Here is an 8,959-nt window from a genome sequence, read left to right as displayed (position 1 = left end):
ATTTTAGATTTTAGATTTTAGATTTTAGATTTTAGATTTTAGATTTTAGATTAAAAAAAATCCGAAATCAAAATTGATTTCGGATTTTTTTTAATCTTTGTCCCTTTGCCCCTTTGCCCCTTTGCCCCTTTGTCCCTTTGTCCCTTTGTCCCTTTAAACCTCTGAGCCTAAAAACCTTAGCCTCTCAGAACCTCAGACCCTTAGAACCTTAAAAAAACTAATCTCTTTCTCTTCGCTTTCCGCCCTTCTCTGCTCCTTTAAAATTTCCAATTTTGTAAGCCAGCGAAAACATTACGTAACGTTTTAAAACGGTATTTTCTTCATCACGAATGGATGTTGCAGAAATAGTTCTTGTGGCGCTTAGATTCTGATTTAAAACGTCGTATACTTTTACTTTTGCATATAGTTTTTTATCCAAAAATCCATAAGACAAACTCGTATTCCACAAATAAAAATCTTTCTTGAAATCATCAGATATATTGGAGTTGTAAGTATATCCAAAATCATTTCCAAAAATTAAATTCTCCGGCCAATAAGTCGTTGTCTGCAGATTGATTCTGTGCACTACATTTGAAGTCGCATCTCTTGAATAATTCTCATATTTTGACTGATTGTATGACAAATTATAAGATGGTGCAATGGTTAATATTTCTCCGTAATCGTATGACAAATATACTTTTGGTGTAATTGATGTCGATTTTGCGTTGTATAAAACAGCATTTGTAAATCCCTTATCAAAAGTATAACCGGCGTTTAAGCCTAATCCATATCTTAAAGTATGTGCACCGCTTTTGACAGATTGATTCCAGTTTGCGCCAATCGAAGTGTTATAAACTCCCGAAATATTTACATAAGTCGTTGTTCTCTTTCCACTTTCGTCATAAATGGAAGTCGATACAATATCATTATCATAATAATCTCCTTTTACATATAAACTGTAACCGGAACGCGAGCGGAAATCATAATTTTTAAAATTAAAACTTACACTATTTTTTTCAATCGGATTCAAATCCGGATTTCCAACAATTGTATTCAAAGGATTATTAAGATTTATAACCGGCATTAACTGAGTTGCAGATGGCAGTGCATTTGAATAATCGTATTTGAAAGATAAATTTTTAGAACGGCTAAATTTGTACCTCAGCAAAGCAGTCGCAAAAGGCAATGCATACTTTTTATTTAAATCTGTGGCATTATTTAGATATACCGAATGATTGTCAAAATTGATAATCGAAGTTCGGCTGTCAAGATTCAGGGTAAACTTGTTCTTTTGCAGCGTAACTCCCACTTTTGGCGTAACCGAATTTTGCGTTGAACTTGTATAATTACTCAAAGCCAGATTCAAATCTGTATATTCTTGTGTAGCAGGATCAAAATTAAACGTTCGTTCATCGTTTGCAGTGCTTTTCCAATCAAAATCAGATCCAAATCTAACTCTTAATGAGTCAGTTATAGGCTCTGTATATTCTAAATCTGCCGAATAAGAATCACTGCTGCTTCTTTTTCTAGTATTTTGATTTCTTTGGTCATTTGGCTGATCATCCTGATAAAAAATCGTTTCCGAAAGATTTCTTGTATTTCCATCAGTACTTGCATTGTTATTAGAAAAAACGAAACTTAAATTTCTTGACTTTCTTTCAAAAGCTCTATTAAAATTGATGGTATTCCCAAAGTTAAAATTGTTATTTTCAGAATACGAATTTGCATTACTTTCATTTAAAGCGTTTCCGTTTTCATCTTCAGAAAAACTCGAAGAACTTGAATTACTGTTTGTTCTTGATTGATTCAATCTAGGCGCAACTACAATTCGCGTTTTTGGATCAATTTTATATTCCAGCTCAAAATTAACGTTGTTTCCTGTACTTTCATTTCTCGATTTAGAATCGGCCGTTGTAATAATATTTCCGGTTGGCAAAAAACTAAGCTGATTTGATTTACTATCGTTTTTATTAACTGTATTCGAAAAATTATAACTCCCCATAGCGATCAAATCCTTTGTCCAGTCATCAGAATAATTTAAACCTACTAAATTAGATTGTGTAATTCCTTTTCCAGCAGAGCCGGAACTTCCGCTTTTTCCATTGCTATTTCGTCCGCCAGCCATATTATCAAAAACATCATCCATAGAAAATCCCGTGGAATTAATGTTATTGGATGAAGCTAACAAACTAATTTTCTGTTTATTATTAAAGAAATTCAAATTAACGTTTGCCTCATAACGATCGTCTGTTCCATAACCGCCCATGACTTTTCCAAAGTAACCTTTGTTTTTCTTTTCGTCAATCGTAATATTAATACTCGAAAAATCCGAAGTCGATTCCTGTTTAGAAAGCTCTTCTTTTTTGGTTTTAAAATCAGAAACCTGAATTTTCTTGATGATATCGGCAGGTAAATTTTTGATTGCGATGGCTCCGTCTTTATCAAAAAACGTTTTCCCATTTACCAAAACCTGATTGACTTCGCGGCCGTTTACGGTAATTTTTCCGTCGTTGTCAACATCAAATCCGGGTAATTGTTTCAATAAAGTTTCAACATTAGAATCAGGGCGGACTTTATACGAATTTGCATTAAATTCCAGCGTATCTTTTTTGATGGTTATTGGTGCCGCTTCAGATTTTATAACAACCTCATTTAGGGCATTTACATTTTCAATTAAATATACTTTACCAAAATCCTTACTTTCTGTGAGTCCTTTGTACTCTTCATAATAAGTTTGATATCCCATATAATTTACCTTTAAAAATACAGGTTTATCATATTTTTTAATGTTCATTGCAAAGTTTCCATTCTTGTCTGTTGTTGCATATTCAATAACAGTAGAATCTTTTACGGTAGTAAAGTAAACAGTTGACATTTCTAGTGGCAATTGCGTATTAACATCAAGGACAGTTCCTCTAACGGTGATGTCGTTTTGAGCATTTGCAGTAAAAACAAAAAGAAAAAAAAGTGCTAAAAAAGAATAAATTTTGGTCATAAAAAATTGGTTAGTTTTAGTTAGACTACAAAACAGAAAAAAGGTTTAATTGTAGTTTTTACATTTATTCAAATAGTGTGCCATTAAAAAGATATACTCATAAAAAAGTCCCCAAATTTGGGGACTTTTTATTTTATTTCTCTCTGATATAAATATCGATTGGTACTCCTGAAAAATCCCAATTTTCTCTAATTTTATTTTCCAGATAACGTTTATAAGGTTCTTTTACATATTGTGGCATATTGGCAAAAAACACAAACTGAGGCGTTAAAGTTGGCAACTGCATGCAATATTTAATTTTTACATATTTACCTTTTGTCGCTGGCGGCGGATAAGCCTCAATAACTTTCAACATAAATTCGTTGAATTTTGAAGTAGGAATTCTTTGTTTTCTATTTTCAAAAACCTGAACTGTAGCCTCAAGCGCTTTTAACAAACGTTGTTTCGTTAAAGCCGAAACGAACAAAATTGGCACATCTGTAAAAGGCATTAATTCTTTTTTAATTTTCTCTTCGTAATCACGAGTCGACATGGTATCTTTCTCCACCAAATCCCATTTGTTTACTAAGATTACAACACCTTTTCGGTTTTTTTCAGCCAACCAAAAAATACTTTGATCCTGCCCTTCAAATCCGCGGGTTGCATCGATAACCAATATACAAATATCTGCATGCTCAATCGCACGAACCGAACGCATTACAGAATAAAATTCTAAATCTTCCTTTACTTTAGCCTTACGACGGATTCCCGCTGTATCAACCAAATTAAATTCAAAACCAAAACGGTCAAATTTAGTATCAATTGCGTCACGAGTTGTTCCCGCAATATCGGTAACCATGAAACGCTCTTTACCAATTAAAGCATTGATAAAACTAGATTTACCCGCATTCGGACGCCCTACAACAGCAAAACGAGGCAAAACCACTTCTTCCTGAACAGGTTCCGGTTTCTCTGGGAAAGAGTCAATCAAAGCATCTAATAAATCTCCTGTTCCACTTCCTGAGATACTTGCAAATGTGAAATACTCTCCTAATCCAAGGTTATAAAACTCAATAGCATCTTTCTCACGCATTGCGTTATCAACCTTATTTACAGCCAATAAAACCGGTTTTGTTACTTTACGCAACAATTTTGCCACCGTTTCATCCATTGGTGTAATTCCTTCTTCTACATCAACCACAAAAATAATAACATCAGCTTCGTCGATAGCAAGTTCTACTTGTTTACGAATTTCACCTTCAAATACGTCATCAGATCCGCGGATATATCCACCGGTATCAATTACAGAAAACTCTTTTCCGTTCCACTCGCTTTTACCATAGTTTCTATCACGGGTAACCCCAGATACTGAATCTACAATAGCTTCTCTTCTTTGTATCAGCCTATTAAAAAGGGTTGATTTCCCCACATTAGGTCTTCCTACTATCGCAACAATGTTATTCATTTTTTTGAATTTTAGATTTTAGATCTCAGATTTTAGATCTTTAGTTCCCTAAAAACCTAATCACTTGAAATCCAAAATGCTTTATTTTAAATTTTTGCAAAGGTAGTTAAAAAAAGTTGCTGAGATGACAAGTTTCTAAGTACCTGCGTTTTTTATTATTTTTCCTTTATATAAGGAATATTTTTAGGAGCTATTTCCCGCTCTCCTTCCAATCTTTTGTGCCGAACCCCGGCACAAAAGGATTTTCCCTCCCTTCTGGGCTAGGGCTTCAAGGTATCAAGAACTTCTCGTTTCAAATTTAAAAGAGAACCTGAAACAATTTATACGTTCCAATTTCTCATTTCGAAAACCTGAAACTTGAAACCTGAAACAAAAAAACTTTTATTGATTATACCCGAAACGCTTCAACATATTCGCATTGCTTCTCCAGTTTTTATTCACTTTTACAACCAGTTCAATATGAATTTGTTTTCCGAAGAATTTTTCTAAATCAGCACGGGCATCGGTTCCAACTTTTTTAAGAGCAGCACCTTTATGTCCGATGATAATTCCTTTTTGGGTTTCGCGTTCTACCATAATGATTGAACGGATTCTGATTATTTTTTCATCTTCAAAAAATTCTTCCGTTACGATTTCAACTGCATACGGAATCTCTTTGCTGTAATTCAATAAGATTTTTTCACGGATTGTTTCGTTTACGAAAAAACGTTCTGGTTTATCTGTTAATTGATCTTTAGGATAATAGGCTGGAGATTCTGGTAACAATTCGATGATTCTTCCAAAAACTTCCGGTACATTAAAATTCTGCAAAGCCGAGATTGGGAAAATTTCAGCATTTGGCACTTTTGCTGTCCAAAAAGCTACTTGTTCCTCTAATTGTTCCTGATTTGAATTGTCAATTTTATTCAACAACAACAAAACCGGAATTTTAGCGTGGATTATTTTATTAAAGAAAGCTTCGTCTTTTAAGTCCTGCTCCCCTATTTCGACCATGTAAACTAAAATATCAGCATCTTCAAAAGCCGATTTTACAAAATTCATCATCGACTCCTGCATTTCGTAAGCCGGTTTAATGATTCCGGGAGTATCCGATAATATAAGTTGAAAATCTTCGCCATTCACGATTCCAAGAATACGGTGACGAGTTGTTTGTGCTTTTGATGTAATGATTGATAATCTTTCTCCAACAAAGGCGTTCATCAACGTTGATTTTCCAACGTTTGGATTTCCGATGATGTTTACAAAACCTGCTTTATGTGACATTTGTGAATTATTTATTTTGCAAAGGTAGTCATATCAACTCAATACAGAAAATAAAACATTTTTTAAAGTTTTCGTTGGATTTCTCAAAAAACGGCGTATCTTTGCACCCGAAACATCGCGGGATAGAGCAGTAGGCAGCTCGTCGGGCTCATAACCCGAAGGTCACAGGTTCGAGTCCTGTTCCCGCTACAGAGAATAACCCATCAAAATTTTGATGGGTTTTTTGTTTTTTATTACCTGCATCAAGCCCTGTAAATGTTGACACTAACCTAAAAACAAGGTTAACCTTGTTGGTTAGATATTGCCTGTTTTCAGCCCTAATTGACAATCCCTCAGGAAATACCAAGTTTTGAATTTTTATTTTACTCTCTATATCTCCCTCACTCCAGTATTTACTGATGTTCGAGACTTTTTCTACTACCTTATCGATATGCCTGCTGTGGTTAGATATTTTTTTTGCATTGGAGTATATCTGGCTTTCAATCATCTTTAATTCGGTCTCAAACTGAAGCGCATATCTATTGTATTTATCATCTCCAAAATTTGTATTCTCAAAATAGCGTTTATCCAAATTCTCAATTTTAATTTCAATATCTTTTTTCTTTAGAAATAAGCTTTTCGTTTCCTCTTTAGCCTGTGCGTTCACAGCATCAAAGAATTTATTTAACTGTATTTTAAAAGGCTCTACAAATTTTGAGTTTAATGTATACTTTGACAATAATCTTTCGAAAGAATCATTCAAACCTTCCATTTTTGATTTTTGAGTGGTCAGAGCATTAAAACTGGCATTTTTACATTTTTGGCATTTGTAATAATGTGCTTTCTTTTTTCGAACCTCATAACTTGTCAGCAGGCATCCACACTCGCATCTTAAAAACCCTGTAAGGGGTCTAAACTCATTGACTTTAGTTTTACAATATTCTTTAACTGTAATCACGTTGTTTTCCGAAAGCATATTATCAACTTTCAAGAAGTCTTCCTCACTAACTAAGCCCGCCCAGTTTCCTTTTACTGGTTCTTCAATTAGTGCATTAACTAAGATTCCGCAATAAAATGGGTTGCGCCACATGGAACTAATGCCTTGTTTTGAAATAATCAAATTCAGTTTTTCAAGTTTCTGTCTGATCACATAATCTCTTTCCCCTGCAAGTTTCCATTTCCATGCCTTTTTTAAAATCTCTCCTTCCTGATTAATTGTAATAGATTGCGTGTCCTGCATTAAGGCATAGTCGCCTACTTTTCTTCCCCGCATTGTATAGCCTCTGGGAGCTTTGCCAAGCCAGTTCCCTGACCTCAGCAGTGCTTTCATGCCAGGAATTGTTTTTTCTAATCTGTCCATGTTTTCTCTTCTGGCATCCAAGAGCTTGCTGTAAATATCCAGTTTACTGTATTCATCATTGGTGCATAGTCCTGAAGATGTCTCGATTAGATGAACACCCAGCTTATCTACTAGTTCATGTACGATAGTGATAGCGTTGCCTCCTGTTCTGGAGAACCTGCTGATAAATTTAATGGCAATTGCGAAAGGTTTCTGCTTTGAGCTTTTAACTTCTTCCAGCAGTTTTGTAAACTCTTTTCTAGTGAAATCTCCAGAGGCGCTTTCATAAGTACCTCCAAGTATGTTCTTAAGTGTATAGCCATTCCTAGATGCGAACTGAACTATTTCACTGCGCTGTTCCTCCAGACTATTATTTACTAACTGTAGTTTTGAGCTTACCCTAGTGTAACCCCAAATTTCTTTTACCTCATCTTTTTGAGTTAGTTTTTCTTTTTGAAATTTTTTGAAATTTTCAATACTCATATTCTTAGTTTTAAAAATTATAAACTATTACTGCCAATTGAAACAGGCTTTCAATTATCTCCTGACCTTCTGCTTCGGATATTGTTTCAAAACCTTTACAACTTCTTAATTCTTCAATAGTTAATTTTTGCTGATTCTTTACGGTTTTTCCTTTCTCATTACCAGAAACGCTCTCTCTTTGTTCGAGCATTATATTTATGCTCTCAACATGTGGCTCTAATAACTCCCTGCCTATAGTGGTTTTTCTTTTATCCGTTCTTTCATTTCTCATCGTGCACCTCCTGCTCTAAACTGTAAAAGACCGCTTTCACGATCCTTCCTAATTAAACCTAATTATATTTATTTTAATAAATATAATTAGGCATGTTTGAAGCTATGACGTTTATAGTTCCACTGGTACTGTTTGTCTTTTAAAGGCATAATATCGAAAACGAAAATTGCAGGCTTACAGCAATTTCAATAATTAAAGCTTGGCTAGAACATAACCGAAAGGTGTTTTTTCGATAAACAGCAATTAATAAAATTTTACCGATGTATCTTATCAATTCTTTATATATGGCACACTGAAAATCATGTTTCATACATTGGACGCGAATTAAACACGTCTGTAGAATTATATTTCTTGAAATTTCGCTGTTATGTCAAGGCTTTTTAATGTGCTTTTCTTCAAATTCCTCTGTAAGCTGTATTATCTTTTTGGATAAAACAACGAGTTCTATTGTCTGCTTTTCGAGTTTGTACAGATATGCCGAAGCTTTCCTTTCGGAAAATTTTTGATATAAAATCTTTACAACCTGATTGTAATTTACCCCGACAGCCCTAAACTGGCTGTAAAATGAGGTCAGGCGCATATAATAATCCATTGTCGCTTTATCAATCTTAACTGTTTTTATTCCTTTTTGAAAAACACACGCTGTAATAAAGTGTGCCATTACATGCATCCCTGAGGTTTCAAAAAGAGTCAGGAAGCGGGTATTTTCTTCTGCAGTAAGACTGATGGAATAGCGGTGGACGGCGGGATCTATTTTGGAAGGTCTTCCTCCTTTATTCCGATTCTTTTTTTCTTCATTTTCCATAACTTCTTATTTCAATTTCTTAAAACCAATATAAAATATACTCAGAGTTACAAGCCAATTTGGAAGTGTTTGGAAGCAGTTGGAAGCATTTGGCTTATTTGTTCCTAGCCCAGTCTTAAACCTTTAATATTGGAATTCTTTTTATTTATAATTATCCAAAGAAATAATAAAAAGAAACCGAAGGTATGACGGGCTTAACAGTCTGGCAAAAAGACTTCGGCATAATGCCTTGCTCGTTCCTCTCAAGACACCCTTCGGGACTTATTCCGATTCCTTTTGGCCTGTCTGAATCCCGTCCTTTGAGATAGCTTTCTTTTTCTTTTTTCATTTTTTCTGTTTTCTTTTGGAAAAATATTTTTTATTGGTACTGCTGGACTGGCTGAGCACCTGCTGACCTTTGT

General features: G+C 34.5%; 7 protein-coding genes and 1 tRNA gene. 1 reads left to right on the top strand and 7 read right to left on the bottom strand.

All coding sequences use genetic code 11. From position 1 onward, the window contains the following. Positions 1–217: 217 nt before the first annotated feature. From SD960_RS08565 to era, 3 genes are all read right to left on the bottom strand, one after another. A complete protein-coding gene (locus SD960_RS08565; protein WP_318802248.1) occupies positions 218–2,974 on the bottom strand; it encodes an outer membrane beta-barrel protein in 2,757 nt (918 codons plus the stop codon). Between the two features lie 133 nt (positions 2,975–3,107). Next, positions 3,108–4,418: a ribosome biogenesis GTPase Der gene (gene der / locus SD960_RS08560; protein ID WP_318802246.1), complete on the bottom strand. Its 1,311-nt coding sequence runs from the start codon at positions 4,416–4,418 to the stop codon at positions 3,108–3,110. Positions 4,419–4,799: 381 nt separating this feature from the next. Then, positions 4,800–5,681, bottom strand: a complete 882-nt coding sequence (gene era, locus SD960_RS08555) for a GTPase Era (protein ID WP_056194996.1) — start codon at positions 5,679–5,681, stop codon at positions 4,800–4,802. A 116-nt stretch (positions 5,682–5,797) separates the two neighbouring features. Here era and SD960_RS08550 point away from each other — a divergent pair. Further along, a tRNA-Met gene (locus SD960_RS08550) sits at positions 5,798–5,870 on the top strand. Here the strand turns inward: SD960_RS08550 and SD960_RS23705 are convergent. The 4 genes from SD960_RS23705 to SD960_RS08535 all read right to left on the bottom strand — a co-directional run bounded on the left by SD960_RS23705 (position 5,830) and on the right by SD960_RS08535 (position 8,886). After that, complete coding sequence (locus SD960_RS23705; protein WP_413230378.1) at positions 5,830–7,482, bottom strand: recombinase family protein; 1,653 nt, start codon at positions 7,480–7,482, stop codon at positions 5,830–5,832. The genes SD960_RS08550 and SD960_RS23705 overlap by 41 nt on opposite strands. A 10-nt stretch (positions 7,483–7,492) precedes the next feature. After that, positions 7,493–7,753 carry a hypothetical protein gene (locus SD960_RS08545; protein WP_318802244.1) on the bottom strand — a complete coding sequence of 87 codons (261 nt, stop codon included), beginning with the start codon at positions 7,751–7,753 and terminating at the stop codon, positions 7,493–7,495. Between the two features lie 370 nt (positions 7,754–8,123). Further along, a complete protein-coding gene (mobA, locus tag SD960_RS08540; protein ID WP_042563955.1) occupies positions 8,124–8,558 on the bottom strand; it encodes a conjugal transfer protein MobA in 435 nt (144 codons plus the stop codon). Positions 8,559–8,709: 151 nt separating this feature from the next. After that, positions 8,710–8,886 (bottom strand): hypothetical protein, encoded by a 177-nt coding sequence (locus SD960_RS08535; RefSeq protein WP_165587185.1) that lies wholly within the window; start codon positions 8,884–8,886, stop codon positions 8,710–8,712. Between the last annotated feature and the right edge of the window lie 73 nt (positions 8,887–8,959).

The sequence above is a fragment of the Flavobacterium sp. MMLR14_040 genome, assembly GCF_033657265.1.
Classification (GTDB): domain Bacteria; phylum Bacteroidota; class Bacteroidia; order Flavobacteriales; family Flavobacteriaceae; genus Flavobacterium.
Note: the sequence above shows the minus strand (reverse complement) of the source record. Positions and strands in the feature narration are given on the sequence as shown.

What these genes read in the sequence shown, in the direction of transcription:
- SD960_RS08565 (WP_318802248.1), bottom strand. Translation starts at nt 2,974, where the DNA reads ATGACCAAAATTTATTCTTTTTTAGCACTTTTTTTTCTTTTTGTTTTT.
- der (WP_318802246.1), bottom strand. Translation starts at nt 4,418, where the DNA reads ATGAATAACATTGTTGCGATAGTAGGAAGACCTAATGTGGGGAAATCA.
- era (WP_056194996.1), bottom strand. Translation starts at nt 5,681, where the DNA reads ATGTCACATAAAGCAGGTTTTGTAAACATCATCGGAAATCCAAACGTT.
- SD960_RS23705 (WP_413230378.1), bottom strand. Translation starts at nt 7,482, where the DNA reads ATGAGTATTGAAAATTTCAAAAAATTTCAAAAAGAAAAACTAACTCAA.
- SD960_RS08545 (WP_318802244.1), bottom strand. Translation starts at nt 7,753, where the DNA reads ATGAGAAATGAAAGAACGGATAAAAGAAAAACCACTATAGGCAGGGAG.
- mobA (WP_042563955.1), bottom strand. Translation starts at nt 8,558, where the DNA reads ATGGAAAATGAAGAAAAAAAGAATCGGAATAAAGGAGGAAGACCTTCC.
- SD960_RS08535 (WP_165587185.1), bottom strand. Translation starts at nt 8,886, where the DNA reads ATGAAAAAAGAAAAAGAAAGCTATCTCAAAGGACGGGATTCAGACAGG.